The sequence below is a fragment of the Fibrobacter sp. UWB1 genome, from assembly GCF_002210325.1.
Classification (GTDB): domain Bacteria; phylum Fibrobacterota; class Fibrobacteria; order Fibrobacterales; family Fibrobacteraceae; genus Fibrobacter.
In genome coordinates, this window is record NZ_MWQL01000002.1 from 347,623 (window position 1) to 374,238 (window position 26,616).

31 protein-coding genes and 3 pseudogenes are annotated in these 26,616 nt (G+C 52.0%); 16 read left to right on the forward strand and 18 right to left on the reverse strand.

Annotation, left to right across the window (positions count from 1 at the left end; all coding sequences use genetic code 11):
• Positions 1–164: 164 nt before the first annotated feature.
• From B7988_RS03070 to B7988_RS03130, 14 genes and pseudogenes are all read right to left on the reverse strand, one after another.
• Complete coding sequence (locus tag B7988_RS03070) at positions 165–635, reverse strand: hypothetical protein (RefSeq protein ID WP_074207716.1); 471 nt, start codon at positions 633–635, stop codon at positions 165–167.
• Positions 632–1,003 (reverse strand): hypothetical protein, encoded by a 372-nt coding sequence (locus B7988_RS03075; protein ID WP_141225540.1) that lies wholly within the window; start codon positions 1,001–1,003, stop codon positions 632–634. The genes B7988_RS03070 and B7988_RS03075 overlap by 4 nt, the downstream gene beginning before the upstream one ends.
• Entirely contained in the window at positions 984–1,448 is a 465-nt protein-coding gene (locus B7988_RS03080) for a DUF4054 domain-containing protein (RefSeq protein WP_088656767.1), read from the reverse strand. The genes B7988_RS03075 and B7988_RS03080 overlap by 20 nt, the downstream gene beginning before the upstream one ends.
• Positions 1,391–1,750: a hypothetical protein gene (locus B7988_RS03085; protein WP_074207719.1), complete on the reverse strand. Its 360-nt coding sequence runs from the start codon at positions 1,748–1,750 to the stop codon at positions 1,391–1,393. The genes B7988_RS03080 and B7988_RS03085 overlap by 58 nt, the downstream gene beginning before the upstream one ends.
• A 102-nt stretch (positions 1,751–1,852) precedes the next feature.
• Complete coding sequence (locus B7988_RS03090) at positions 1,853–2,770, reverse strand: major capsid family protein (protein WP_088656768.1); 918 nt, start codon at positions 2,768–2,770, stop codon at positions 1,853–1,855.
• Positions 2,771–2,781: 11 nt separating this feature from the next.
• Positions 2,782–3,549, reverse strand: a complete 768-nt coding sequence (locus B7988_RS03095) for a hypothetical protein (protein ID WP_088656769.1) — start codon at positions 3,547–3,549, stop codon at positions 2,782–2,784.
• Between the two features lie 3 nt (positions 3,550–3,552).
• Entirely contained in the window at positions 3,553–4,671 is a 1,119-nt protein-coding gene (locus tag B7988_RS03100) for a DUF2213 domain-containing protein (protein ID WP_088656770.1), read from the reverse strand.
• 271 nt (positions 4,672–4,942) lie between these two features.
• Complete coding sequence (locus B7988_RS03105) at positions 4,943–6,064, reverse strand: hypothetical protein (protein WP_141225541.1); 1,122 nt, start codon at positions 6,062–6,064, stop codon at positions 4,943–4,945.
• 178 nt (positions 6,065–6,242) lie between these two features.
• Positions 6,243–7,031 (reverse strand): IS3 family transposase, encoded by a 789-nt coding sequence (locus B7988_RS03110; RefSeq protein ID WP_158223265.1) that lies wholly within the window; start codon positions 7,029–7,031, stop codon positions 6,243–6,245.
• Positions 7,032–7,054: 23 nt separating this feature from the next.
• Positions 7,055–7,321: a transposase gene (locus B7988_RS03115; RefSeq protein WP_073058387.1), complete on the reverse strand. Its 267-nt coding sequence runs from the start codon at positions 7,319–7,321 to the stop codon at positions 7,055–7,057.
• Between the two features lie 124 nt (positions 7,322–7,445).
• Positions 7,446–7,856: pseudogene (locus tag B7988_RS03120) on the reverse strand (GTP-binding protein); the annotation flags it as partial.
• Between the two features lie 352 nt (positions 7,857–8,208).
• A pseudogene (locus tag B7988_RS15230) lies at positions 8,209–8,499 on the reverse strand (transposase); the annotation flags it as partial.
• A gap of 15 nt (positions 8,500–8,514) precedes the next feature.
• Positions 8,515–9,105: pseudogene (locus B7988_RS15425) on the reverse strand (tetratricopeptide repeat protein); the annotation flags it as partial.
• Positions 9,106–9,730: 625 nt separating this feature from the next.
• The gene (locus B7988_RS03130; protein WP_088656774.1) at positions 9,731–10,054 is read right to left on the reverse strand and encodes a helix-turn-helix transcriptional regulator; all 324 of its coding nucleotides are present in this window, start codon (positions 10,052–10,054) and stop codon (positions 9,731–9,733) included.
• Between the two features lie 123 nt (positions 10,055–10,177).
• Here B7988_RS03130 and B7988_RS03135 point away from each other — a divergent pair, with 123 nt between their 5' ends.
• From B7988_RS03135 to B7988_RS03175, 9 genes are all read left to right on the forward strand, one after another.
• Positions 10,178–10,360 (forward strand): hypothetical protein, encoded by a 183-nt coding sequence (locus B7988_RS03135; protein ID WP_073324054.1) that lies wholly within the window; start codon positions 10,178–10,180, stop codon positions 10,358–10,360.
• The gene (locus tag B7988_RS03140) at positions 10,338–10,808 is read left to right on the forward strand and encodes a hypothetical protein (protein WP_074207732.1); all 471 of its coding nucleotides are present in this window, start codon (positions 10,338–10,340) and stop codon (positions 10,806–10,808) included. The genes B7988_RS03135 and B7988_RS03140 overlap by 23 nt, the downstream gene beginning before the upstream one ends.
• A 22-nt stretch (positions 10,809–10,830) precedes the next feature.
• A complete protein-coding gene (gene bet, locus B7988_RS03145; RefSeq protein ID WP_088656775.1) occupies positions 10,831–11,682 on the forward strand; it encodes a phage recombination protein Bet in 852 nt (283 codons plus the stop codon).
• Positions 11,682–12,677 (forward strand): hypothetical protein, encoded by a 996-nt coding sequence (locus B7988_RS03150; RefSeq protein WP_088656776.1) that lies wholly within the window; start codon positions 11,682–11,684, stop codon positions 12,675–12,677. Before bet ends, B7988_RS03150 begins: the two co-directional genes overlap by 1 nt.
• A gap of 123 nt (positions 12,678–12,800) precedes the next feature.
• Positions 12,801–13,067, forward strand: coding sequence for a hypothetical protein (locus B7988_RS03155; RefSeq protein ID WP_073324061.1), 267 nt, complete (start codon positions 12,801–12,803; stop codon positions 13,065–13,067).
• A gap of 48 nt (positions 13,068–13,115) precedes the next feature.
• On the forward strand, positions 13,116–13,433 hold the full coding sequence (locus B7988_RS03160) for a hypothetical protein (RefSeq protein WP_073324063.1): 318 nt from the start codon (positions 13,116–13,118) through the stop codon (positions 13,431–13,433).
• Complete coding sequence (locus B7988_RS03165) at positions 13,417–13,683, forward strand: hypothetical protein (RefSeq protein WP_073324065.1); 267 nt, start codon at positions 13,417–13,419, stop codon at positions 13,681–13,683. Before B7988_RS03160 ends, B7988_RS03165 begins: the two co-directional genes overlap by 17 nt.
• 65 nt (positions 13,684–13,748) lie before the next feature.
• Positions 13,749–14,009 carry a hypothetical protein gene (locus tag B7988_RS03170; protein WP_141225542.1) on the forward strand — a complete coding sequence of 87 codons (261 nt, stop codon included), beginning with the start codon at positions 13,749–13,751 and terminating at the stop codon, positions 14,007–14,009.
• Complete coding sequence (locus tag B7988_RS03175; RefSeq protein ID WP_088656778.1) at positions 14,006–14,338, forward strand: hypothetical protein; 333 nt, start codon at positions 14,006–14,008, stop codon at positions 14,336–14,338. Before B7988_RS03170 ends, B7988_RS03175 begins: the two co-directional genes overlap by 4 nt.
• Positions 14,339–14,383: 45 nt before the next feature.
• Here B7988_RS03175 and B7988_RS03180 read toward each other — a convergent pair whose 3' ends face one another.
• Positions 14,384–15,415, reverse strand: coding sequence for a tyrosine-type recombinase/integrase (locus tag B7988_RS03180; RefSeq protein WP_073053476.1), 1,032 nt, complete (start codon positions 15,413–15,415; stop codon positions 14,384–14,386).
• A gap of 325 nt (positions 15,416–15,740) precedes the next feature.
• Positions 15,741–17,171, reverse strand: a complete 1,431-nt coding sequence (locus tag B7988_RS03190; RefSeq protein ID WP_088656779.1) for a glycogen/starch synthase — start codon at positions 17,169–17,171, stop codon at positions 15,741–15,743.
• A 152-nt stretch (positions 17,172–17,323) separates the two neighbouring features.
• Between B7988_RS03190 and B7988_RS03195 the strand changes: the two genes are divergently transcribed.
• Positions 17,324–18,376: a hypothetical protein gene (locus B7988_RS03195; protein WP_088656780.1), complete on the forward strand. Its 1,053-nt coding sequence runs from the start codon at positions 17,324–17,326 to the stop codon at positions 18,374–18,376.
• A gap of 276 nt (positions 18,377–18,652) precedes the next feature.
• Here B7988_RS03195 and B7988_RS03200 read toward each other — a convergent pair whose 3' ends face one another.
• A complete protein-coding gene (locus B7988_RS03200; RefSeq protein WP_088656781.1) occupies positions 18,653–19,792 on the reverse strand; it encodes a hypothetical protein in 1,140 nt (379 codons plus the stop codon).
• Positions 19,793–20,004: 212 nt separating this feature from the next.
• Here B7988_RS03200 and B7988_RS03205 point away from each other — a divergent pair, with 212 nt between their 5' ends.
• From B7988_RS03205 to recF, 4 genes are read left to right on the forward strand one after another with little or no spacing between them, the layout of a single operon-like run.
• Entirely contained in the window at positions 20,005–20,556 is a 552-nt protein-coding gene (locus tag B7988_RS03205; RefSeq protein ID WP_249268816.1) for an outer membrane lipoprotein carrier protein LolA, read from the forward strand.
• 3 nt (positions 20,557–20,559) lie between these two features.
• Entirely contained in the window at positions 20,560–22,173 is a 1,614-nt protein-coding gene (locus B7988_RS03210; RefSeq protein WP_088656783.1) for a hypothetical protein, read from the forward strand.
• Complete coding sequence (locus tag B7988_RS03215) at positions 22,173–23,234, forward strand: hypothetical protein (protein WP_249268817.1); 1,062 nt, start codon at positions 22,173–22,175, stop codon at positions 23,232–23,234. Before B7988_RS03210 ends, B7988_RS03215 begins: the two co-directional genes overlap by 1 nt.
• Entirely contained in the window at positions 23,231–24,442 is a 1,212-nt protein-coding gene (gene recF, locus B7988_RS03220) for a DNA replication and repair protein RecF (RefSeq protein ID WP_088656784.1), read from the forward strand. The genes B7988_RS03215 and recF overlap by 4 nt, the downstream gene beginning before the upstream one ends.
• Positions 24,443–24,575: 133 nt before the next feature.
• Here recF and mscL read toward each other — a convergent pair whose 3' ends face one another.
• On the reverse strand, positions 24,576–25,016 hold the full coding sequence (gene mscL, locus B7988_RS03225; RefSeq protein WP_073319890.1) for a large-conductance mechanosensitive channel protein MscL: 441 nt from the start codon (positions 25,014–25,016) through the stop codon (positions 24,576–24,578).
• Positions 25,017–25,098: 82 nt separating this feature from the next.
• Between mscL and B7988_RS03230 the strand changes: the two genes are divergently transcribed.
• Together B7988_RS03230 and coaE are read left to right on the forward strand one after the other, a co-directional pair.
• Positions 25,099–25,968 carry a DMT family transporter gene (locus B7988_RS03230; RefSeq protein ID WP_088656785.1) on the forward strand — a complete coding sequence of 290 codons (870 nt, stop codon included), beginning with the start codon at positions 25,099–25,101 and terminating at the stop codon, positions 25,966–25,968.
• Between the two features lie 10 nt (positions 25,969–25,978).
• Positions 25,979–26,548, forward strand: coding sequence for a dephospho-CoA kinase (coaE, locus tag B7988_RS03235; protein ID WP_088656786.1), 570 nt, complete (start codon positions 25,979–25,981; stop codon positions 26,546–26,548).
• The last annotated feature ends 68 nt before the right edge of the window (positions 26,549–26,616 follow it).

The following is a 26,616-nucleotide window of genomic DNA, read 5'->3' on the forward strand; positions in this document are numbered from 1 at the left end:
ATCCTCGGCGGATGAACATTCGATGAAGTCGGGCGGGTTTTCCGCCTCGCTGGAGGCGGGGCCTACCAGCGCAAGCGTGTTCACGCTTGTCGTCGAGACGGTTGAAATCGCCTCGTTTATGCTTATCTTGACGATTGAGTCGATTATCTGGGCCATTTTGCCTCCTAGATGGGTTGCAGTTCCAGCGGGTGGACGGTCTCAATCCGTTCAATGCCGGAGGGTGTCTTGTCGATGAAGTTGAGCGTTGCCGTGAAGCGCCATTGGCGCACGTAGAAGTCGCCGTCGTAGGTGTCGATTTTCTCGATATTGGTGAAGTCCCAGACCGTGAAGCCGTTGTTCCGGGCGTATTCGATAAATGCGGGGAGCTGCAATTCGTTGCGAATCGCCCTGAGCGTGTCCCCGTCGCCTTCAACCTCGACGAAATGGACTGTCGCGACCTGTGAAAAACGGTAGTGGTGGTTTCCGGGCGGGGGCGTGAACTTCTCGCCATATTGGCGGACGCCGTCAATGCCGACGGAAACGTATTTGCCGACGGGCGCGGGGCTGTTCGTCGGACTCTTGACAAACGGCGCGGAAAATTCCGCGCTGTCGTTGAAGTACTTGCAGATTGCGCCCTTGAGTTCGTCAACGGTCATTGCAGTCCTTTCGGGACTTGTGCCGCAGGAACCTTGCAAGCGATATACTTCCAATGAGTAATCTTAGGAAGGTTTCCAAAGACAAGTTCATCCGTAATTTCATACCAAAAGCCTCCCTGTTTCACGTAGCCGATTGCTTCCGTCCCTTCCTGTGTTCTCGCCGCGAGCCTTTCGCTGGAGTAGATTTTGACGACGCCCGTATTCCTTCCGCCCTCCTGGTAGGCAATCGCTTCTTCGCCCGTGACGGGCTGTATCGTGCCGCGCACCGTGCGCGTCGTGAATGTCCCTTCGACCATGTTCCCGAAGCTGTCCAGCGTGGGCTTGGACATTTCGTGATAGGTGAATGTCCTAGCGAATAGGGTGGCCACCGCAGAACCCCCGTAGAGGAACGCCGCCCGTGACTTGCGGACGCGGCGAATACTGTTTCTTGAGAAGGAGGAACTGTTGTCCGAAGCTGGTAGAGGAAAGCCAGCCGTCGTCGCCCTCCGATTTCGTCGAGCCGAAGGAAACGGCAATGTCGCCCTCGCGCTTGCTCGCTATGGCCCCAGCCTCGCCGTCGCTTCCACGCGCTTCCAGTGCCGCGATGTGCGCCACCATGAGCGAAAGCGCATAGACGTAGGCTTTCTTGAAGTAGCAGGCGCCTACGTGATGCGACGCGCCGAGAATCCATGCGTCAAGGCGCGGACTCTGCGCATATTCCTGGGGCAGGTAGGCCACCAGTTCAGCTTTCTGCTGGTCGTCTATGGGAAGCGGAATCATAAAGCCGTCGCCGCCTTTTGCTGTTCCTGCTGTTTCTTCTTCGCTTCTTCCCATTCGGCGTCGAACTCGTCCAGTTCAGTCCGTCTCGCGGCAGCAGCCTTCTTTACGGAGCTGTTGGGCTTCTTCTGCGTCCTTTCAATGTCGTCAACGACCTGTCGCGTGCTTGCCCTGGAAATGGCGTTCGCCGCGACGTTGGCCGTGACTTTATGCTCGAAAACGAGCTTGCCGGAATCGCGCAGCGCCCTAATGACAGGGTGGGTCTCGTCGATGCTGCCGTCCGCGACTATGTTGGAGCCGGGAAGAAGCAGGATAGAGCCGATGTGGACTGTTCGTTTCTGGTTGTTCATTACGAGCATAGTGAGAGCCTCGAAAGTGCGGAAAAAGGAAGCTCCACCGCCCCGCGCAGCAAAGCTACGGGCGTTGCGGGGTGATGGAGCCGTTTGGGGACGGATGGATTCTTACAGGCCGTCGGCGTATGCGACGGCGTTGATGTTCTTGAACGCGACACCGCCGATTCTCGCGTAGCAGGGAACCATGTAGTGCAGCGATTTCTTCTGCGGTTCATCCTGCTTGAACGGGATGGGGATGCAGCGCGTAAGGACGCTGGGACTGTACTTGTAGATAACGGCTCGCGTGGTGCCGCCCTCGCCAGCTTCGTCCAGCTTGGCGCACTCCTTCCAGTTGACAAGTCCCTGGCTCGCGAAAACCTTCTTGAGGTATTCGAGAATAGTGAGGTCGCCGCCAGTTTCGTCCTTGGGCGTAGTGGACAGATAGACGAAAGCGTCGTGGGGCAGGAGAACAGTGTCCGCCTTGACTGTGCGCCTGGTGTTGTTGCGGACGGTGTCAATCATCGCCTGGAATGTGGCTATGATTTCGAGCAGGGTCTTGCCCCTGATGGCGGTTCCGCCGCCAGCTCCAGTAGGCACGACGACCATCGGCACGTTGGCGTTGTTGAGGAAGCCCGTGGTGTTCGCGTCCTTGTCACCGACAAACAGCACCTCGTCCACCTTCTCGTCAATCTTGCGACGGGCGGTTTCCGCCTCGTCACGGGAAAGGTCGATGCCAGCGGTGAGCCACTGCATGAGTTCAAATTCGCTGTAGCCATAGGAAACGCCGTATTCGCGGATTTCGTTGGTCTTGAGTTCCAGCGCACGGGAAACGGGCGGCAGGTCTTCCGCATAGTCCGAAATGAGCTTGGCGATGCCCATTTCCGAAAGAACCTTGTAGGTCCATGTGCGGAGCCACTGTCCAATTCCAGCCTGGGGAGGGATGAACGAAAGCGCGTCGAGAGATTCGCGTTCAAGCCCGTAGGTTTCGTTTATAATCTGGTTGAACAGACGGGAGAGTTTGTTCAGTTCGCTGTCTTGAAAAATCATGCCTGTTCTCCTTATGCGATTTCCAGTTCAGCGAGTCCGCCGTCGGCAGCGTCGCTCTTGAAGGTTCCGCCCACGATTTGCGTGCCGCCCGTGGACGTGGCGGTGAAAGCGTTGTTCGTGTTGTTGACGTAGGCGGCATCCCCGGAAACGACCTCGCCGAGAACGCGAACCCAGATGCGTCCCTTCTTGAGCACATTGACTGTCATTCCCGCCTTGTAGGAGTCGTTGAACATCGTTCTTTGGGCGATGCCGATGAACACGCCAGCGGACTCTGCGGAGGCACCAGCAGTGACCTGGTTTACGTCGCCGCCAAAGCCGCAGTCCTCGCTATATTCGGCGCTGAATACGTCGGCGTTGGCTTCCGCGCCAGCTGTCTTTGCCGTTATCGTGAGCTTGGTTTCGCTTGCTTCGGCGGTGTAGTCGCTTTCGCTGTTCCAGGCGCTAGCAAGGGCTGTGAGAAGCGTTGCAATGGTGGATTCGCTGGTGACGCTCGCCGTGGCTACGGTTTCGCCATCAACCTTGACCGATACGGTGCCGGTGCTTGCCGTGGTCATTACGGGTTCGAGTTCGAGAACACGGGCTACGGCCTCGCTACCTGCAGGCTGGTTGACATAGACCTTTCCAGCTTCGCCAGCGACACCTTTCTTTGCCCAGAGCGCAAATCCGCCCTCGCTGTCCTTATCCTCTTGGAGGATGCCTGTCTCGATGGAATGCGTTACGAACGGGAACGCAAGACCCGGAGCCGCTATCGCCCCGAACGGAGTAGTTTCAAATGCCATGGTCTAGCCCTCCTTCTTGATGGATGCGGAGTTGATTTTCTCGTTCATGGCATTGAAAGCCGCGTCGGTGTCGAGAGCGTCGTTGAGCTTTTCCATGCTGGGAGCGAACGGGGAACTTTTCTGCGCGGAGTCGCCCAGTTTCTGCATGGCGGCTTCGTAGGCTCCCTGGAGGTAGTCGGCACTCTTTCCGTCAAGCACCATTTCGGGGTAGGCTTTCTTGATGAAGGCGCCCTTGATGGCTTCCACGGAATCCTGGGCCTTAATGTCGATGCCGAGCTTCTGCGCCTTGGCGATAAAGGCGACTTTCTCGTCAACGAGACGGGCGATTTCCTTCTCGTCCTTGAGCGAAGCCTTGAGCTGGTCGCGTTCGGTGATGGCTGCATCCCTGGCTGCGGTCATGGCGTCAAGCTGGGATTTGAGAGCCTTGTTGGATTCGATTGCGCTGTCACGCGCCTTTTCAGTCTCGTGGAGCGTGTAGATGACCTTTTCATCGGCCTCGTATTCCGCACCGTCGATAATGAATTTTCTACCCATGGTGTTTTCTCCTGCCCGTTGGCGGGCGTTATCGTTTTCGCAAAAGATTCGGTCGAAGTCGGAGCTGTCGCCGATTCTGAAACGCACACCGTCCCCAGCGCGTCCCTCGCGTACAAGCGCGATATGGTTGCAGCGGATATTCTTCATCACCTCGTCGTAATCGACGCCCTGCCAGTTGCCGCTGTCCTTGTAGAGTTCGGCATCATAGCCGCATGAAACGGCACGGACATGGCCGGAAAGCATTTCCCTGATGGCGTCGGCATCCGTGACTGTCATTGTGACATAGGCGTTCAGCCCGTCCCAGCTTGCGTCGTTGGCGGTGAATCCGACCTGGAGCTTCTTCGCGTTCTCCGGGGAAACGTCCTCCATCGGGTGGAGCAGGGTGACGGGCTTGCAGTTGAGTGTTGAAATGCTGTCTTGAGCAGAAACTTCCGTGACCGGGCGCAGCCTGCGCTTCAATCCTTCGGCGGTTCTGTAGCTGAACACGCCAGCACCAGTGACGCGGATTTTGCCCGTGAGATACCCTTCGGGGGTACGGGTGAAAACCGTCTGGTCGAAGTCCTTATAGTCGCGGAATGATTCGTTCATGTCGCCAAAACTAGCGGCAGGAACGCTCTACAAGGCGTTTTCGCCTAAAGGCTTATAAACAGCCCCAAAAACACCAAAAAACGCGCTACAAGCGCGGTATGGGCTTACGACATGGCTCATTATTACAGCGCCAGTAATGGATTCCTCCCTGTAGGAGCTATGGAAGATTGTGCTTACAGAAATAGAATCATTTTTGTGGATGATTTTTTGCAGAATGAAAGAGAAACAGCAAAATCTTGATTTCGCTGTTCTTGCTTTTTTTGGGGGGGGGCTAACTTTGGACAGTCAATGCGTACTGTGCCGATTTGTCCATTATGTTTATTCGTTGAACAAGGCTAACAACATAGCCGTCAAAACCGATACAACCATTTTCAAGTTTGAAAGCGTTGATGATGTTCTTGATTGTTGCCTTCTGTTCACGGCTTAATTCGTCAATGATTAGAAGGACGCGAATGTTTGTTTCAAACGCCTTGCGAAGGAGCTTTTCGATTTCGGAATAAATCGCCCTTTCGTTCAACTTTGGATTGAGTTCTTTTACCCAACGAACCATTTTTGCTTCGAGGCTGCTGTTTTCAGCTCTTGCAATGTAGTCCATGAATTTTTCAATCCAGTTGTCCACCGTCTTGCGTCTTGTTTCTCGGTCTGTAATAATGCTAAAGCCTGCTGCAAAACGCATCAACTGCGGAATAATTGTAGAATTAAGGTAACCAGATTTGATGCTTGCAGTGTTCTTTTTTTGACCATAACATTCATACTCAATAAGGTTTACCTGTAAGGGACAATCCATCATGTTTGGGTCAAACTTTATTAGAAGGGCGTCGGGAATACTGCGTATTCCAGGAATGATGCTACCGTCTTCTTTATAAACGCCGTCAATCATGAACTTTCTGTTTTCGGGTACGAGAACAGTGTTTTCTTCCTGGAAGAACGTGAACAAAGAGTAAAAGTTTTCGTTCACAAGAGTTTCAAGACCGTTTATTTTATCGGATTCATTAACAAATTGAATTGCCTGGAACGTTCCCATTATATCCATTTTCAAATCTGGATTTAATTCTTTTATTTCTTCAGCAATAATTGGGTCACTAACGATTTCTTCGCTGTCGTCTTCTTCAACGGGATTGTTTTGTTCCGTAGTTACAGGTGCGGCAGGAACATCGAATGTCGGTGCGTCGCCCGTTCTGTTTTGGTTGAAATGATAATTCAACTGGTCAATGACATTTTGGTCTTTAATGGGTTTTGACCCTTGCACGTATTTTAATCCCCAGTAAGGACCTCCAATGTCGGCAAGGAAAGAAAGCGAAAAGGGTTTGCAAAATTCAAAATTTGTTGCTCTCATTCTATTCGCGTAATCAACGCCATCATCCCACGGATTTTCATCTGTGATGGAGGACAATCTGCATCTAGCACCACAAACAGACTGCTTTTTTATTTTGACCGCGAGATATACAATATCGCCGACATTTTGCCCGCGATTGCTGAACCCGCATATTTGCTTTTCGATACAGGTGTTGTAGTTCTTGATGTTGTCGTGTCAGCTACCCATTTTTAGGACTGGTTTAAAGTATACAAAATCACCCTGTTCTCATCAACCGATACTCCATTGGAGCGAGGTTGTTTAAGGAGTCGTGGGGTCTTTCGTTGTTGTAGTAATCCGTCCACTTTTCGGTAATTTCCCTTACATCATCTAAAGTCCTGAAAATATAGGCGTCAAGAACAGCCCTTCGGTACGATCCGTTAAACCGTTCGATGTAGCTGTTCTGAGTCGGACACCCGGGCTGCGTGTACAAAATTTTGATTCCGTTCCCATCGCACCAATCTTGAAATTTATGCGAAATGAATTCCGGACCGTTGTCGCAGCGAATGTTGCTCGGCTTGCCTTTCTCCCAAATGATTTCCTCCATGAATCGAATCAAGCGGGATGCCGGTATGGAATGCGCAACCTTCTGTGCAACGGCCACACGGTCGCTGTCGTCGATGACGTTGAGTACGCGGAACTTGCGGTTGCTTTGCAAAACGTCAGTAACGAAGTCCATCGACCAGGTGACATTTTCCTGGTCCGGTGTCACGAGCGGATTCTTGACTCGGGCTGGCAAGCGTTTGCGCAACGGCTTTCGCTTGTTGAAATGAATCGCCTCGTAGACGCGGTGGACCTTCTTATGGTTCCACGGATGCCCATCCTTGCGAATCAGCCTGAATATTTTCCAGAAGCCGTCGTTGGCAGCCTCGGCCTTCTGCCGTATCGCAGCCTCGACTTCGGAATCGTCCTTGGTTGATTCGTAGTAGAAGTATGACTTGTGGATGCCCATCAATCTGCACGCCCGAGTAATGCTGATGTCGTGGTCCTCTGCTATTTCGCCCACAATTTCCTTGCGGGCCTCGGGCGTCAGAGTTTTTTTTCGATAACCTCGCGGAGAATCTCGTTATCCAGGGCGAGATTGGCGTACATCTTCTTGAGCTTGGCGTTTTCTTCTTCGAGTTCCTTCAGTTTCTTAAGCTGGCTAACCTCGAGACCGCCGTACTTCCGTTTCCATTGATAGAGCGTGGCTCTGGAAACGTTGAGTCGCCTGCAGATTTCATCTGCAGACACCCCAGCTTCAAGTTCGTTTACGCTTTTGACGATTTCCGATTCGGAATGAGTCAGTTTCTTCATGGCTGTTCCTTTGCTACCAAAGGTAGCATTTTGACGCAGGCGGAATTGCCTTTTGTCTAGTTATGAACAGTCCTAATTATGGGGAAGCTTACAATTATGGGGAAGCTTACAGATATACCATTGGCAAATCAATCCCCTCTTGGTCAATTTTATTGATGAAAAAAATTGTCGGAATCTTCATTATCTGTAGTGCATGAAACAGTATACGGGTCTGTGCCTGTATGCCATCCTTTGCAGAAACTAATAATACTGCTCCGTCTAATACGGATAAAGAACGGTATACTTCCGCCAAAAAATCCATATGGCCTGGCGTATCTATAATGTTGACTTTTACATCCTCCCACTGAAAAGATGTCACTGCTGTCTGGATAGTGATTCCCCTTTGACGCTCCAAATTCATTGTATCTGTCCTTGTTGTGCCTTCATCTACGCTCCCTAGTTCTGCAATTGCACCACTGGTATACAATAAACTTTCCGTTAATGTTGTCTTTCCTGCGTCAACGTGAGCCAGAATGCCTAAGTTAATTATTTTCATGTGATTTTCCTCTTATCAACACCCAAAAAAGGGCATAAAAATACCCAGTGATAAATACTCCTATCACTGGGTAAATAACTCCAATAGCCACAAAACACTTATATGTTTTCGGGCATATAAAATTACATGATAAAAGTATTCTTAAACTGGGTACAAAAAACTAAGCCCCATATTAAAAGTGAAACGGGACTGCTACTTTTTGTTCCCACTATCAAATTGATAGTTTATTTAAGAATACCTTGCCGCATATTTATTAACTCCTTGTATAATACTAAATCTAATTATATTCCTTAGATTAGGCAAGTCTTTTTCTGTAAATTCATGCACAAAAAGCAGATTTTTCCATTTCCTTCTCGGTTAAGTAAGCTTTTTCTTCCATCCATTCCTCGTGTTGTTCCATCAGTAGCGAGCCGATGAGCCTCTCGCACGATTCTGGATTCGGGAAGACGCCTACGACTTTTGTCCTCTTCTTGATTTCCTTGTTCAGGCGTTCTACGCAGTTCGACGTCCTGATTCTTCGCCACCATCCCTCGTTGAAGTCGAAGTAGGTCATGGATTCCTCCGCGTTGCTTTCCAGCCAATCCGCGAAGGACTGGTGCTTCTTGGTCTCGGACCAGTATTGCACAGCACCGCGTAGCGCCATGCCATAATAGGGGTTCAAGTTTTCGGGGTCGATGGAGAGCGACTTCTCGAAAAGCTCCTTTCCCTTCGCGTACTTGCCCTGCTTGCAGTAGATGCCGCCCAGGTTGTTCAGCGCGAGCGCGTTGTCCGGGTGGTATTGCAAAATCTTGCTGAAATATCCGTCCGCAGCCTCGGTGTTTCCCTTGGCGCTCAATATGTTGCCCATCAGGAGCAAAGCCCACAAATTCTTGTCGTCAAGCAGCAGCGCGTCAAGACAGCTGTCCTGCGCCTTTTCCAGGTCGCCGCCTTCCATCGTCACCTGCGCGAGCAGGCGGTGGTATTCGCTGTTGTAGGGCCAGAGTCCGATGGCCTCGCGGAGCGCGAACTTCGCGCTGTTGAACTTGTGCGCGTTTGAATGTTCCACCGCCTTGTCGAACTGCTTCTGCGCTTTTTGCGCCTTGCGTTCGTCGATGGAAACCTTTATCTCATGGTCAGAAATGCGTTCAAGCTGGGGACGGGAGGAATCCTCGGCTTTGAAGAAGCCGAGGATGGAGTACTCCATCGCGTCCAGCGAATCCGCCTTGAAGGGCGGCTGGTGCATGTCGAAGATTCGTTCGAAATTCTGCATCTGTTCTCTCTTTTCGGCGTAAAAGATACAAAAATGGAGGCGCCTCCCTTGACAGACTCTGCAATTCGCAAGCAATCGCAGCCGTTCCCGCCGTTTCGCTTTTGTTCGCTGTGCAAAACGCTGCAAGCGTTCCGCAGCTTCTGGCCGCAAAACAGTCCGCTAAAGGCGCCAAATGAGCATACGCGACGCTGCACGTCCTTTCGGGGGGGGGGGCTAAAGTTGCGAAAATCAGCATTTTTCGAAAGTGTCACGAATTGACAGAATAATTTTTTATTTTTTCCGCTGCTCAAGTCGGGACGGAAAAAAATCCCCTTCGATATTTATATCGCCCTCAAGCTCATTTTCTTTTTTTTCCGCGCTGTCGCGTGAGTTGAGTATGAGGTTTTTATATATCAATATCTCCACAATAACGGAGTGAGTCCTTCTCATACTCCTACTGTTAATCATTCTCCTATTACTACTACTGATATAATAGGGTTGCAAGTTTTTGTCGCGACTTGAACCCGTTTGTTATGCCTGGGTTCAAGCGTTTGCAATTCGTTGCGAGTTGCAAAAGTTCCCACAAAAAAAGGCCCCGTCGGGGCCAAAGGACTGCTTATGCCTAAGCTAAAGGAACACGGGAAAATCACCCTTGTTGGTCTTCAGAATTTTCATCTTTTAGACGCAGACTGCGAAGCCCGTTGCGTACGATTAGAGCGCACTCCTCCGGAGTCAGCACAACCTCGCCCCGAAACTCCGCAGCGTGACGAGTCTTTATCGCCTCCCAAAGTTCAGGAGTGAAAAGCTCGTCGATTCCCATGCCGATTTCCAGTAGCTTCTGGCAAATGTCGTAGCTGGGAGTCGCCTTGCCCTTCTTCCAGGCGGTGACGCTTGAGGCGTTGAGTCCCAGTTCGTCGGCCAGGGTGCTGGCCGTCTTGTTTGTTCTGTCAAGGTATTTTTCAACGTTCATGCCATAAATTTAATCAAAAATTGCACAGTATTCAATAATTTTTAAAAAATTTTTAAAAAATCCCTTGATTTTTTGCTTAGAATTGAATAGATTTTGAATGTAAGGCAAAAGAAATTGAAAAGTATGCAAAAGAAAATAAACGGTACGCAAAAAATTTGGCAGGTCGGCATAACGGCACGGGCGAAGCAGGCCCTGGAGCAGCTGGCCAGCGAGAACAAGCGAAAGGGTTTCCCGGCGAGCCAGGGACTCATTGCCTCAACCTTGATACTTAGGGCTTTTGAACATGGCGAATCCATATTGGGCTAAGGTTTCGTTCAGTGACTTTATCAAGCACTTCCGAAAAATGACGGATGAACAGATTATCGCCGACGTGAGGGATTCGATGGATGCACTTGAGGATGTTGACGGGACTGGCGACAGTTTCGGGGCGTTCATGGTGAAATGTTCCAGCGAGAGAATCCAGCAGCGCAGCGAGGTCAACAGGGCGAACGCCCTGGCTGGACACGAAAAACACGGACATGAGATTAGGAAAGTACAGCCGCCGCGATTGCCGACGACCGAGGAACTTTACGACTTCTGCGCGGAAAAGCACCTCGACGACGCGCTGGGACGCGAATGGCTGGAGATTACGCTTTCCAGGGGAGGGAAAACCCGTGAGGGCATGACGATTATGAACTGGAAAGGGGCGGTCACGAACTACGTGGCGGCAAGGCTAAAAACCCTGTCGAAGGGACAACAAATGAACAACTACTAACAACAAAGGGAAACCAACAACTATGAATAACGCAATAGCTACACAATCCAATCCGCAGCAGGTCAACGACGCCCTGCTGCTTGACTACCTCACCGCGACGACACCGGGTCTCAACGACCACCAGGTCAAGCAGTTCCTCGCGGTTTCCATGGCGTTCGGGCTGAACCCCTGGAAGAAAGAAGTTTATGCCGTCACGTACAACAATCGCGACGGCGGAAAGACGATGAGCATCGTCACGGGGTACGAAGTGTACCTCAAGCGTGCCGAAATGAACCCCAACTACGACGGCTACGAGACGGAATGGCGCGGCGAGTTCGTCAGGGGAAAGTCCACCAAGAGTGGCAAGAACGGCAACTACAGCGTGGATGCGCTTGTTCCCAAGGACGGGGACGTGAGCTGCATCTGCCGCGTTTTCCGCAAGGACAGGAAGGTTCCTGTAAAGTGCGAGGTGTTTTTCAGCGAGTACGACCAGGGCAATTCCATGTGGCAGAGCAAGCCCAGGGTCATGCTTGAGAAGGTCGCGATTGCGCGTGCGTTCCGCCTCGCTTTCCCCGTGGAGTTCGGCGGGATGCCCTATGAGAGCGCGGAGCTTTCGCCGGAACAGGGACTTGACCCTGAAAAGGAAATCAAGATTGAGGAAGCGGTGGAAAGGGCGGAAGCCCCGAAGCCGGAACAGCAGCCACAGGAACACACGGGCGACCGCAAGGCGAAATTCATCGAGGTGTGCAACAAGATGATTCCCGCCGCGATTAAGGACACGCTCAAGGCGTACAACTGCCGCAGCCTGGAAGAACTGGGCCTTGACCAGATTGACGGATTCTACCGCGAGGCAAAGCGCGTGGAAGCCGGAATGCTGCAGGAGGTGGAGTTCTAATGGAGGCGACGATGGAAACCGAAGAAGTGATGGAAGAAAAGAATCCCAACGCGCTCGTCCTTATCGACGAGGGAAAACAGTTCGCGGTCAAGACGGACTGCATGGACCCGGAAGCGCTTTTCCTTGACAAGAAGAACTTTGTCCCGATGCTCAACCAGGTCAAGAAGATTGCGCGTGGGTTGATTGCCGACGTTCACACCGAGGAAGGGTTCAAGGCCCGCAAGGCGATGAACGCAAAGCTCGCGAAGCTCAAGACCGCCATCGAGGACAGGGGCGCACAGGTCGCCAAGGAACTCAAGGCGAAGCCCAAGCGCGTCGATGAAACGCGTCGGCTTGTGAAGGAAACGCTCGAAATGCTCCAGAAGGAGGTCATGGCGCCCATCAGGGAAATCGAGGCTAGACAGCAGGAAATCGTGGAGATTTCCAACATTCCCGCGACGGCCATTGGCTGCAATTCAGAAGGGTGCAGGCAGGTGCTTGAGGCCATCGAAGCACATGTTCACGACGCCAAGTACTGGGACGAAAGCTACCAGGAAGCGATGGACGCCATCAACGACGCCAGGCGCCAGGTCAACGGCATCCTCGCCAGCGCAGAGAAACAGGAGGCGGAGAAAGCTGAACTGGAACGCTTGAGGGCGAGTCAGGCGGACTTTGAAAAGGCGGCGCGTGAAAAGGCGGAAGCCGAGAAGCGCGAAACGGAAGAAAAACTGCGCAAGGCGCAAGAAGAAGCGGAAACAGCAAAACGCGAGGCGGAAGCGGCTAAGCGCGAAGCTGCGGAAGCACAGAAATTGACCAATGTCGATTTCGGGGAGGCTGATGCCAAGGCGACACGCGAGGCGATGCTTTTCCCGGACGACGAACGCCAATACCGACGCATGGCGAATCGGGAAGCACTCGAAGACCTGATGAACTACGGACTTGACGAAGCCGCCGCGAAGCAGCTCGTTACGGACATAGTGCACGGGAAAGTGCGCCATGTGCGGTTTGTTTACTAAGAAAACTCGCAGCTTTTTCTAACCCAAGCTGCGGCGCTGCTGGTGCGCGAATCGCCAGCGTTCTTTCTTTGACTAAAAACAGTTAAGAAAATCAACAACCAATAACCATAAAGGAAAAAACAAATGACATACGAAGCAAGAGGAAGGTTCGAGGAAACCTTCGCAAATGTACCGGGCGTAACCGTTTCGGAACTCAAGATTACCTGCGACGACCATGCACACGTTCTGCGCTGGATGGCAGCTGTCGTAAAGGAATGTACGGGCGTCGCACTTGAGGAACGGATAAAGTTCAGCGTCTATGAAAAGATTGACGACGAACGCGTGAACTCGAAGGAGTATTTCGTTTACGAGGGAGGCGAGAATGTCTCCTGGAACAAGGTGAAGATTTAGCCGACCGCTGCATGGTGCAGGCGGTGGCCTAGATGGATTGAATCGAAGATGGACAGACTGGAAAAGGAACTTGAACAGATAATCGTGATGGAAGATGCAGGGCTTAGCCTACGCTCGCTCTGTCGCATTTATAAGGAAACCGTGCTGGACGACGAGTCCATGAAGGACATTCCGCTTGAGGCGAAGCAGTTCGCCGTTGCGGAGAGCCTTACCAAGGGCTACTGCGGGATAGCACGGAAGTTCGGGTTTAATGATGAAAAGTTCATGTCTGGACTCATGTCAAACTTTATGCTGCCACTTGTGGCCGCGCTGCATTATATCGTCACCAGGAATGGTGAAAGGAGTACCGATGAAGATAATCGCTGATGAAGAATTTCTCGACCGTACCGAGGCTGGGAATTTTATCGGGATGGCGACATCCACTTTCGACAAGCTGTTGGCAAAAAGCCGTCACGGCAAGTTGGTCTATCCGCTGGAAGTTTACCAGCCGGGTGGACGCGGCACTCCGATGTGGTTTAGCAAGTCCAGGTTGAAGGAATGGCTCAACAATGTCATTTCCAGCGGCGGCATCGCCGTATGTGCGAGAAAGACGCACTTCACGATGGACGAATTTTAGGAAGATACCTCCTTGACGCACGAAGGCCCTGGCTCATGCCGGGGCCTTTTCTATTTTTTGTCGTGATGAAAAAGCGGCTGACATATTCCGATGTGCTTGAGTCCCAAACTTGCTTTGAATTTCAGATGAAGTTCAGCTGGGAGAATATGTTTATCCATATTTTCGGCGGATTCATGGGGCAGAAGGATGCAGATGGCCCTGACCTGGATATTGACCTTTCTCCCGAAAAACTGCTTGAAACGATGAAGAAGTCCGTCGAGACTGGCGAAGATTTACTGCTTCGCGTTGCTACTCCGCATATTGTCCCCGAAGGTGCTGTTGAATGATTGAAATTGAACACGCCCTGAGAAATTACCTGGTGAATCCAAACGACTTGGATTTGGGTTTCGCGATGGCTGCTTTGGCTCGAAAGACAAAAGCGCATTATCGCGAACTGGGAGGCAACCTAAAGAAGGAAGCAGTCACGCTCGGCAAGACTTTCGCGATTGATTTGAAAATCGGTAAATGGCCCGATGTTCTCGATGGAAAGTTTGAAGACAACTTTAAAACAAAAACCGTTTCCTTCTTGAAGAAGATAAACGGCGATGTGCATAAGGCTGCGGAGCTGATGCTCAAACAGTGCTTCGACACCGTTGAAAAGAATGTTAAGCGGTGAAATGAATGGAATAAGATGAAGATGGCTCGCTTTCGCGAGCCTGATTTATTTCTTATTGAGAGCCTTTTCCAGGTCGTCTTGCAGCAGGTGGCTGTAGGTGTCCAAGGTCTGGCGCACGTCTTCATGGCGCATCAACTGCTGAACGATTTTCGGGCCAACGCCTGAACGGATTAGGTTGGATGCGAATGAATGACGCCACTTGTGGTTCGTCGCGTCGTCGCTCTTATATCCCGCAGCTTCCACTGCAATTCGCAGCGTTTCGTTGCACCTGTCCGCATGGTCGAAACGGGCTGTCGCGAACATGCCGTCTTTCAGCTTGCCGTAGCGTTTGATTTCCGCCTTGAGGCGGTCGCTAATAGGGAGGAACGCTTCCTTGTCGCCCTTGCCGACGACGCGCATCTTTCCGTCCTCTTGGATGCACGACGGCCCGAATCGGCAAGCCTCCGCATGACGTAGGCCAGCGAAAGCCATGACCGACCAGAACAGTCTAAATTCCGGGTCGGGCGCGTTGTCGAGAATTTTTTCAATCTGGTCGGGAGTCCAGAACGCCTTGGCGCGTTTCGGAACCTTGGGGAACGCCACGTCGCGGAACGGGTTGTAGTCGCCCAGGTCGTAAATCTTAGCCGCCCACTGGCAGAACTGGCTTGTGCAGCGAACCATTTCGTGCTGGGACTTGGGAGCGTACCTTTCGGACAGCCACACCGCCCAGTTCGTCGCCTGTTCCGCATCGAAGCGCATGAGCGTCTTGATGCCGTTAGCGTCAAGCCATTCCCTGAATGTCTTGAGTCGGTACTTGTAAGCGAGGTGGGTCTTGGAGTCGTCGCCCTTGGACGCTGCGACGGAATCCAGGAACTTCGGGAGCGCCTCGTCGAAGCCCCTGTCCTTCGGCATGAGCTTGCGGCGGATTTCCTCGGGCATGAACCTGGCCGCGTTCATCATGTTCAGCCATTCCTGTGCGTCGCTCTTGCGCTTGGTTTTAAGGCTTATGTAGGAGAACTCGCCATCCTCCGCGATTCTCCCGTACCATGTAAGGTTGCCGCGGTACTTGTACCGCTGCGATATGCTGTAGCTTTTCATACAAACAAATCTACTAAAATTTGCCTAAAAGTCGGCTCACAAAAAGCTCACAAATGTCTCACATCATACCCGATTTTTGGCGGTTTCTCCCGTCTTTCGGGAAAAACCATTACAAGCGACGGAGAACCGCGACAGACAGTCCAAATCGCGCCGGAAGCCTTGATTTTACTGATGAAAAAGGCCCGGAGGCTTTTGCCTTCGGGCTTCCAATGGAGTACTTTCTGAAAATTTTTCGGGGCTGGGTTGATAGTCCGCTGCTCTAACCAATTGAGCTAAAGTCCCGATGATGGGGCAAATATAGTCTTTTTTCGGGAAAAATGTTGTACTAAAGGCCAAGTTCGCCGAAAATGAGCAGGTATTTGGAAATGGTCCGGCACCATTCGTAGTGGAATCCGCTGTAGGCGTTTACCACGCACTTGTCCCAGTCTTGAATTTCGGTCTTGTAGACGTTGACCGCGTCCTTCACGGCTCGGAGCATCTGGTGCGGCGCATTGGCGTCGTCGACCAGGAAGGCGTTTGCTTCGCCTGCAGTTTCGAGCGAATAGTTGGTGAGCATTGTCGAAACGCCTACGGTGCGACCTGTAACAGGGAGCGTGCCTGCGGCCATGGCCTTGAGGATGATAGAAGAAGACGGCTCGCGGAGATTGGCGGCAAATAGGGCGTCGGAACCGGCGAGGGTGTCGCGGAGAATCTGCGTGTTGTCGTCGTCGCATTCAAGGTCCTGAACGCACATGACGTCGGGGTACTGCTGTGCAAAGCCCTTGTAGTAGTTCCACTCGTTGTCCAAAGATGAAATACCCACGATGATGAAGATGTCGAGGCGCGCGATGTCCGAAAGAATCGTGGCGAGAGTTTCGGAGGTGTTGCCTGCTTCTTCGTCGAGGTGCACGTAGAGAACCATCTTGCCATCGAAGTCTACGCCCAGGTTCTGCTGCAACTTGGCGCGGGCCTTGGCCTTGGCTTCCTTGATGGGGAGGTTTTCTTGAATGTTGAAGTCCCAAACCTGGTAGCTCACGCCGAATTGCACGCCGATCAGCTTGTCGGCATTACGGTTCAGGAATCCGCTGATTCCACCGGGAAGGTTGGTGCTGAGCATGGCGTCGCGGTAGCCGGGCGAGGGGAACAGCACCTTGGTGGCATACAGGATGCCCACTTTTAGAAGGCTTACTTTACCCCAGAATTCGTAGCCGTCCATATTGTAGTCTTTGCGCGGAAGACCGATTTTTTCAATTTCGCTGGAGGGTATATGGAAATCGTAGGTGATGTTATGGACGGTAAAGAAGAACGGAATTTTGCCAGCGTATTCCTGATACGTGGTCTTGGCAAGCGCGCCTGCGAGGGCTCCGCCCCATTCGTGGCCCAGAATGGCGTCACATTCGAAATTTGTTTCTTTGGCGTAGGCGAGGGCCGCCGAGGCGAGGAATGCGAACCGGATGTGGTTGTCGGCATACGGGGCGCTTTGCGGCGGGCTGTAGACATAGGGCCTGCCGAAATATTCCTCATTGTAAATATATGTGTGCAAAGGGTCCTTATCGGACACCCAGATTTCGTAGGGCTTGTTCTGGAGCTTTTCGACGCCGGTATATACGCAGCGGTAGCTGCCTACGTCGACCATCAGGTTCTTGAAGAACGGCGAACAGGTAAGCACCTTGGTGCCGGCGCTAGCGAAAGCGTCGGTCATACGGTTGACCGCGGTGGCCAGAGGACTGGTTTTGCGCCAATTCCCGGCTTCGGGGCTTACGACAAGGATGTCCATTCCTAATCAATACTCCAAATAAAATTTTACTTATAGATAAAGTTTAACATAAATTTATTTAATTATTTTTATAAAGTATAATCCCGGGGAAAGAATTCTTGGGAAAAAAGGTATTTTTACTAAACAAAATCATTCAGCTGAAGGAAAATCAAATGAAAAAACTCTTTATTGCCTCTCTGGCTGCCGCCGTCGCATTCACGATGGTCGGCTGTAAGGGTACTAACGAAAAGCGCGGTGACGAACACCTCAAGGAAGGCCGTTATCGCAACGCTATCAATTCTTACCTCGAGGCTAAGAAGAAGGGTAGCATGTCCGATGAATTCTATGATAACTTCACGCTCGCTCTGGTCCGTGCTGCAGAAACTGAAGCCAAGAAGGACTTGAACAGCGATCTTATCAACGGATACTTCGACAAGGCTTCCGTGAACATGGCTGAAGTCCAGAATGCTGACGTTGTCCAGGAATACGTGACGACGCTTGCTAACATCGGTAAGATGCAGGCCGCTCAGGAAGGCATGGACTACGGTACGATCGTAAATGCTTTTGCAAAGATTGACACCGCCTTGGTGACTGCAAAGGCCAAGGGCGCTGGAGAAGCCGCCGTGAAGGCAATTCGCACCGAAGCTGAAAATGCCTATGTCGCAAAGAATCTCTCTGAAGCCGTTGGTGAATCTGACCCGGTGGTGAGCGAATACCAGATTATGAAGATTGCCGAAATGGCACCGGAAAATGCTGACGTGAAGGCCGCTTTGAACAAGAGCCGTAAGGGCACTCGCGGTTACTTCTTGATCTTCGGTGAACAGATCGGTGAGCCGGTCAGCCGCCGCGTGGACAAGTGGGGCTACGTGATGGCCTTCCCGACAATCAAGATTGCTCCGGGTTCTCTCTCTGGCGAACTCCAGTTCTGGGCTTCTACGGGTAACAACACCGAACTTGACCCCTCCAAGATCAAGCTCGTGTCTACCGACGGCAAGGAAGTTTTCGCCAAGGGTAACAGCGGCTGGTGCGAAGCTGAAGTGCTCGTAGGCAAGAAGGGCCAGGAAAAGATCGAAAAGAAGAAGCAGAGCTTCAAGGGCAAGGGCAAGCTGATGAACGAATTCCAGTGCTCCGTGAACATCTCCTTCTCTTTCGCCAAGGACTTCGTTCCGGACTACATCGAATACAAGGATGAATTCGGTATCGGCCGTAAGTACCTTGGTCAGTAAGGGACCGCTCGGCTCTATCGCATACATGAAAATGTGATATCGCCTCGCTCTCGCGAACGCCCCCGGTTAACACCCGGGGGCTTTTTCGCTCACGTAGAAATTGCAGGACTCTATTGCGTAATAGATTCTTGTTTGTGGGAAAATAAATGAAGGCTAGTTTTGTTTGAGTAGCCGATATTTAGAATAGCGGTTGTTGGCGGCTTGAACCTTGTAGAGGAGGGTAAATAAAAAAAGAACCGAGCTTGTCGCCCGGCTTTTAATCGTTGTGCGATTTACTTAAAAACTAGCCTTGCCGCTCAAACCGAGGGAGAACCTGGCCTCGCCGAACGGGGTGTCGTTGTTGTGTTTGCCGGTGAAGTTGTAACCGTACCAGATGACGATTTCGGTGTTCATGGTGGGGTAGAGGTAGTGGTTCATGCCCAGGAACTGGAAGTCGTCACCGTGAGTTTCTTTGTCCGGATCGTGGTATTCGTAGGAAACACCCAGGGTGTACTTCTTATGAATGTTGAAGCTCGGTTCGATGGCGAAGAGCATCTGGTCTTCGGTCATGAGCTGCGGCTCGGTTTCGTAATCCTTGTCGACGATAGCGTAGAAGAACGTTGCGCCCAAGTTAAAGATGGCGTAGTTCATGCTAGGTTCGAGCAAGAAGGAGTGTGTGCCCTTGCCCTTGTAGGGGTGCAGGCCCCAAACGGCGTAGATGCCGTAGTTGAACTTTTCGAAGCTCTTGGAGTAGTCGACTTCGGTACCGAGCACGTAGGTGTAGGGACGGCCGATGTCAGAACCGAACACCCAGTCGAGGCTCGGCTTGATAATCAAGTGTTCGTCAGTATGGTTCAAGAGCGGAAACGCATAGGTGAGGAACATGGAAAGCGTGTGGTCGGTGTCGTCGGAGGCGCCCAAGTAGAATGCACCCGTGCCGTACTTTTCGTTACCGACTTCGGCTCCGAAACCGCGGAGGCTTTCTTCGCGGGTAATGACGGCGTAGCGGGACGCGTCACGCCAGAAGTAGTAGTTGAATGCGCCTGCGCTGTAAGTCATGTCACCGAAAATGAGGGTAACCTGGTGGCTCACGTCCCAGCGGAATTGGACACCGTCAAAGTCGAAGGAATTGTAGCGACCATCCGAACCCATGGCGGTGGAACGGGCGAGACCGTGGCGGACTTCGGATTCCTGGAGTTCACCGTTCTGGTCGACAAAAGTACTATGCGTGGTTCCCATGACGACGAGGGAGATGTTTTCGTCGAGGTGGGCGTGCAGGGCGAGGTCAATGTCCTGGTTTCCTGCGTTCGTGGGGTCAAAATCGCGGTCAAAATAGCTGGCATAGTCCATATTCACATCGCCGTGGACTTCGATGTCTGCAGCGAGCGCCAGGGTGGCGGCGGTAGAAATTGCCAGTGGCATGATCAATTTGCGCATATCAGTTTCCAATATGATTTGAAATTTCTTGTGCAAAGATAGAAATATCTAGGCAAAAAAGCCAAATACAGCGTGTGCGAATTTTGTAAATTTGCCCATATTCATGTTAATGAGGTTCCTAGATGTTCGATCGCATTAGGTTAATTAGGCTGTTTGTAATTGTAGTGGCGCTTGCTGCGAACTGCGTTTTCGCTTTATCCGCCGACGAGGCCATGGAAAAATCCAAAGCCTGGTTCAAGTCGGGTAAGGCGTGGAACCTTGATTTTAGGGTGCAGGTATTTTATGCGGATTCTCCGGATATCGCCTCGCAGAACGGAAAGCTGCTGGTGGCCGAAGGGGATCGCTTTGTGCTGGATATGGCTGGAATCAAGTTCTATAGCGATGGAGAAAGCCTGTGGCAGCACAATGTGGAACAGAAGCAGGTGCTGATCAAGTCGGTCGAGGACTTGTCGAGCTCATTGCACCCCTCGGAACTTTTGTTCAAGTACCTGAACTGCAAGGCCAAGGAGATTTCGGAAGGTGAATTCAACAACCAGAAACTGTGGGTGCTGAAACTGGACCCTTCCAAGTACAAGGGACAGTTCACGCAGATGGAAGTCTGGCTCTCGAAAAAGGATTTTTCTCCCAAGCGCCTGTATACGGTGGATCCTTCCGGTAACGGCTCGTGGTACAATATTGTGAACCTTTCTGTGGTCAAGTCCTGGAAATCCGAGGACTTTAAGTACAAGCCGGTGAAAGGCGTAGATGAAATTGACATGCGGTAATTTATGAATAGACTGTTCGGAAAATACGTGAATGCCTTGGCGCTCGCCTTTACTTTTGTAGGGGGCGCGTTTGCTGCAGAGACTTTGTTCAGCAACGCTGCGCTGAACGTGAGCGAAACGGGAAAAACGGGTAGCCTGTGGGTGTTTTCGCGCGGCGATATTTATAGCGGCGTGACTCTGTTGGAACTCAAGGTGGGGGCAAACGGCGTGCAGGTGGTGGAATCGCGTCAGGACCAGATGACGGATTCGGTGACCGCGACGCAGAATGGCATTTTTAGAGACGTGCTTGCGGAACATCGCAGGACTCCTTCGGTTTATGCCGGCAAGATTGGCTATGTGTTGCCGATGTTTGGTCTGGACGATGACGGCGAGTATTTGCAGCCAACGGGAATTTTTAGGGTGGGCGGAATCGACAACATTTATGAAACCCCGCTGGAGCAGCCCGAGGCACTGGCTGATTTGGATACGGCTATGTATTATGCCGTGAGCGGCTTTGCGTACGATTCGTCCAAGAAGCAACTTTGGATGGCCCGCGGTGCAGCCGGGCTTGGCCTGTACGATGCGTCGGGCAGCAAAGTAAAGCATGGCATGTACCAGTTGAACCTGAAAGCGGTTACGCTGGATTCGGCAAAATCGAATTACAAGTGGGAAGACAAGAAAAACCCGCGTATTTTCGATGTCAAGCAACATCCGGAAACTGGTGACATCTGGATGGCGACTTCCAAGGGACTTTGGAAGCGTGGCGCGGACGGCAAGGTGGCCAAGGCGTCTACAGCACTTGACACGAGTGCCCGCGTGACAGGACTTTGGATGGGCGGTGACCCGCTGACGATTGTTGCAGAAACTTCGCGTATGGAAAAGGAGTCGATGAAGGGCGCTTTGTGGGTGCTCCGCGAGGGTGCCAAGGATTTTGCGAAGGTGAATTTCTTGGACACGGCCGGCAAAAAACAGAAGAAGGATATTTATGACGAAGGCGACTACACCGTAAGCGATGTGGCTTTTGTCGGCAATACGGCCTTTGTGGCGGTTGCCGTTTCGGGCGGTGACGTGAGCGGATACTTTAAGCTGGATTCGGCCGGAATTCGTGCTTGGGATATGGATGAAGACGGAAAGAGTGAATGGCTTTACGGCTATGCAACCGGCGCCATTGACCGCGATTTCCGCATAACCTCGATTTGCTCGTTCCCGCTGGCCAAGAATGTGACGGGCCTTGCGCTTGCTACCTACGGCAATGGAATTTCTGTTTCGGCAGATACGGGCAAAACTTGGACCCCGATTTTGAACCGCGCCAAGCTCGGAAACGATTTGGGCTCTGTGCGCATGGTACCGTCGGTAATTACGGCGGGCGACCAAGCGCTTGTGTCGTACAAGGTGGGCAAGGATTCCAAGATTACGATTGACGTGTTCAGTTACGACATGCGTAAAATCCGCACGATTGTAAAAAGCGCTCCTCGTGGAGCGGATGCTTCGCGCAGCACGAATCCCAAGGAAGACTTCTGGGACGGCAAGGACAAGGCGGGCAGGCCCTGCACCATGGGCGTATACTATGTGCGTGTCAAGGATAACCACGGCCATATAGGCTGGGGCAAGGTGATGACCTTGGGAGGGCACAAGTAATGATAGTTCGGAATTCAGAATTCGGAATTCAGAGCTGGGCTCTGATGATGTTGGTGATGCTCGTTGTTGCTTCTTCTGCGTTTGCGGGCAAGAAGGCGACGCTGGGTAGCTTTGACGGCTTTGTGGAACGTATGGGTGCAGGCACGCGCGAATTGGGCCGCGGTAATACGGGCTCTGCGGATACGGCGTCGATGCCGGCTGCTTACTGGAACCCGGCCATTCTTGGCTTTAGGGAACACTTGAGCTATAACCTGAACGCAGAAAAGCGCGACCTGGACCGTTTGGGCGGCTCGCTTGGCCTGGAAGGCCCGGTGGGTAGGCGCATGGGTATCGGTTTTGCGATGCTTTATCGTGGCGACTTGAACTTTGACGTGATTAACGAAGACGATGAAACCATGGGTACGGCAACGCCCTACTTTACGATGATGTATTTGGGCTTGGCTTACCGTGCCACGCGTCGCGACGCCTTCGGTTTGTCGTTCTCGATGAGTTATGACAACATGGATATTTCGGAATACTACGAAGGGGTTGCCGAAGTGGTTGACGATTACCGCAGCCCGGTGACGATCAACTTGAGCTGGATTAGACAGTGGAACGAAAAGTGGTCGACGTCCGTGGTAATCCGCAACCTGAGCTTTAGCGAAAACCTGTCTGCCAGGTGGAGCAAGAATACCAGTACCGACAATTCCGTAGAAAGTACCGAGGGCGTGCGCCCGAAGGTGCTGCAGATCGGTGTGGGCTACCGTTCCAAGATTGCGGGCATGCCCGTGCACGCCTGGATGGAAGCTCTGGATTACCAGGTGGCCGACACGCTCCTGGCCTTTGACCCCGATTTGCATGTGTGGACGGGGCGTGTGGGCTTTGAATGCGAAGTGATTACGGACGGCACGCTCCGTTTGGGTATGGATGACCTGGACTGGACGGTGGGTGCCGGCTACAAGTTCATGATTCGAATCGGCAAGAAGAAGTATCCCTTCGATGTGAACTACGCCCTGATTTACGAAACGGAAGCGGGAATCTGGACTCCGCTTAGTTTTGGCCTGCGGGGCTATATTCCGTGATTTCGAAGATTTATATAGACGGCGTACGCAGCTTGTCTGGCTTTGAACAAGAGTTTGGACCGGGAATCACCGTGGTCCATGGGCCAAACGGTTGTGGCAAGACGTCTATATTGGAATCGGTGCATCTGCTTGCGCAAGGTTTTTCGTTTAGGGCGCGCGATTTGAAGGAAATGATTGCCTGGAACGGCGACGAATTGATATTGCGTGCCGTATTCGATGATGCGGGCCGCGAGACGAAACGCGCCATTCGCGTGGGGCGCCGTAGCACAGACGTGCGTGAAAACGGTGAAAGTCTTAAGTCGCCGACGGCGTTCTTTGGAAACATTCCGGCTGTGGTGATGCAGCCGTCTGACATTGAACTTTTGCGCGGGGCGCCCGAAGTACGCAGACGTTGGCTCGATGAAATTCTTTGTTACCGCTCTCAGACAAATGCCGCGGTGCTCAAGCGCTACCGCCGCGTACTGCAACAGCGTAACCAGTGGCTGCGCCAGTACAAGCGCGAAGGCTTTGCTACCGGTGGCGATGAACTTCTGGCGGTGCTTACGGAACAGCTGGTAGACTTGGGCGCCAAGCTTTGGGCCGCACGCATTGAACTTTCTAAAGAAATCTCGCCGATTATTACCGGTTATTACCGCAAGCTTTCGGGCGGGGTAGATGAAATCGCTTGCGCCTACAAGAGTTCTATTCTCAAGGGATTGGATGCCCTCGATGGCGCGGAATTCCTGGATGATTCCGAACTCGACAAGGCCGCAATGGCAGCCGATAAAGGTTCGCTCTATATTGCGTCGGAATCGGGGGAGTCCGAAGACGGATCGGTCGACGAAAACGCCTTGCGCGAGGCATACCGCCGCAAACTCGCCGGTCTGGCATTTGCCGAGAAAATTCAGGGAATAACATTGTCGGGCCCGCATAAGGACGACCTGGGCGTATGCATAGGCGACTCTGAAATGCGTACTTGCGGATCGCAAGGCCAGTGCCGCTGTGCTGCGGTTGCCATGCGCTTTGCCGCGGTCGATGTGGCAACCCGTTACCTGAGCAAACCGATTCTTTTGCTGGACGATATTTTTGCAGAACTCGACGTGAATCGCCGCGATGCGGTGGCGACTCTCATCCGTGAAAAAGCCTGCCAGGTGATTATCGCGACTCCGCAGCTAGAGGAATTGCCGTTTACCGCTGAAGCGGAGATAAAAGTAGGAAGTAGGCGGTAGGCAGTAGACAGTAGACAGTAGGCAGTAGGAAGTAGACTGTAGGAAGTTGGCTGTAGGCGGATAGACGTTTGGGCAAAAAAAGGCCCCGCATTTTAAGCGGGGCCTCATTACTCTAGGCTCTAAGTTCTGCCAACTACTTTTTCAGCAAGTCACGGATTTCGGTGAGGAGCTTTTCTTCGGCAGACGGTTCAGGAGGTGCCGGAGGAGCTGCCGGGGCTTCTTCTTGCTTACGCATGTTCTGCATGAAGCCGAGGAACTTCTTCATGACGATGAACACCACGATGGCGACAATGAGGAAGTCGATGATGCCGCCAATGAAGCTTCCGTAAGGAATGGTCACGCCTTCGGCCGTCGTGAATGCGAGAGCCTTGAGGCCTTCGCCAGCATCCTTGCCGCCGCCCATGGCGATAATGGCGGTAACGCACGGCATAACGATGTCGTTAACGAAGGAAGTGACGATTTTGCCGAATGCACCACCGATGATCACACCGATAGCCATATCGACGATGTTACCCTTGAACGCGAAGGCTTTGAATTCTTCGAGCAGGGACGATGCTTTGCCTTTGATTCCCATATTGGATCCTTTTGTTAAAGTTAATATAAAAATATGTTTAAAATATCGCTTTGGCAAGAGGGTTTTCTAAATTTTGCACGCTATGTCATGGTTCGTTTTAGCTTTACTTTCGGCATTCTTTTTGGGGTGTTATGATCTTGCCAAGAAAAAGTCGGTGCAGGACAATGCGGTCCGTGTGACACTGTTCTTTTGCAGCGCCTTTTACGCCCTCTTTATGTGCCCGCTCCTTTTGACAGGGCATTGCGAATCCTTGCCTTTGCAGAGCCATGTTTACTTGTTCGGGAAGGCGGCCATTGTAGGCGGCAGCTGGATTTTGACTTATAACGCTCTGGCCCATTTGCCTTTGAGCATCGCGACAACGATTCGCGCGCTTGCGCCCGTATTTACGATTTTTATTGCCGTGACCTTTATGGGCGAGCGTCCCTTTGCGCTCCAGTGGATAGGTGTTGCCATCTGCATATGCTCCTATGTGGGCTTAAGCCTTGCGGGTCGTAAAGAAATGGGACATTTCTTCAGCAACGGCTGGGTGATCTGCATGGTGCTGGGTACGCTCTTGGCGGCCTGTAGCGGCGTGTACGACAAGTTCATTCTGCAGCGCATGAACTTTGACCCCCTTACGGTCCAGGTGTGGTTCAGCATTTACATGGCACTCTGGCAGTTTGCCATTTGCGCGGTCACCTGGTTTCCGACGCGGCATAAGACAACTCCCTTTAAATTCCGCTGGTCCATGGTCTTGGTGGCGGTACTCCTGATTGTGGCGGACCGCTGCTATTTTGTGGCAGTGAGTGACCCTGACGCCTTGATTTCGATTATTACGGTGTTCCGCCGCTCTAGCGTGTTGATTTCGTTCTTTGCCGGTTTACTACTTTTCAAGGAACGCAAGAGCAAAATGAAGTTTGTTGCCTTGTTGGGCGTGATTCTGGGTATATGCCTGATTGCGCTAGGAAAATAAACTTGGTTGAATGATGATTGGAATTACAGGAACAATTGGTGCAGGAAAGTCGCTGGTCGGTCGCATTTTGCGCGACCGTAAAATCCGCGTGATCGATGCGGATGTGGCGGTGCATCACTTGTACCGTGACGACAAGAATCTTCGAGCGGCGATTGCCAAGGAATTCGGCGAGGACATGCTGACGGAGAAGGGCGTTAGCCGGAGCCGTATGGCAGATTTGGTCTTTAGCGACCCGACGGCAAGAAAGCGCCTGGAGGCGTTAGTGTACCCGGCGCTGACTCAGTACCTGCTGCATGCGAATCCGGCTTTTGTCGAGGCGGCTTTATTTGAAAATGTACCCGAATTGGTGGCCGAGCTCGATGAAATCTGGGTGGTGTGCGCTGCCCGAGACGTCCGCAAGAACCGCTTGATTGCAAATCGCGGCTTTAGCGAAGACGATGCGGAACGCCGTATTGAATTGCAAGCCGCCAAAGAAAGGGAAGAAGAATGGATTCGCCTTTTCCCGGGCAAGAATATCCGATTTATAGACAATTCCGGCGACGAAGTGCATTTGCAAAATGCAATTAAAAATATATTGTAAAAAAATGAATTTGGGTAGTGTCAAGGGTTTTTCGCAAAAATAGTTTGTTCCAACATCAGATCTAGGCT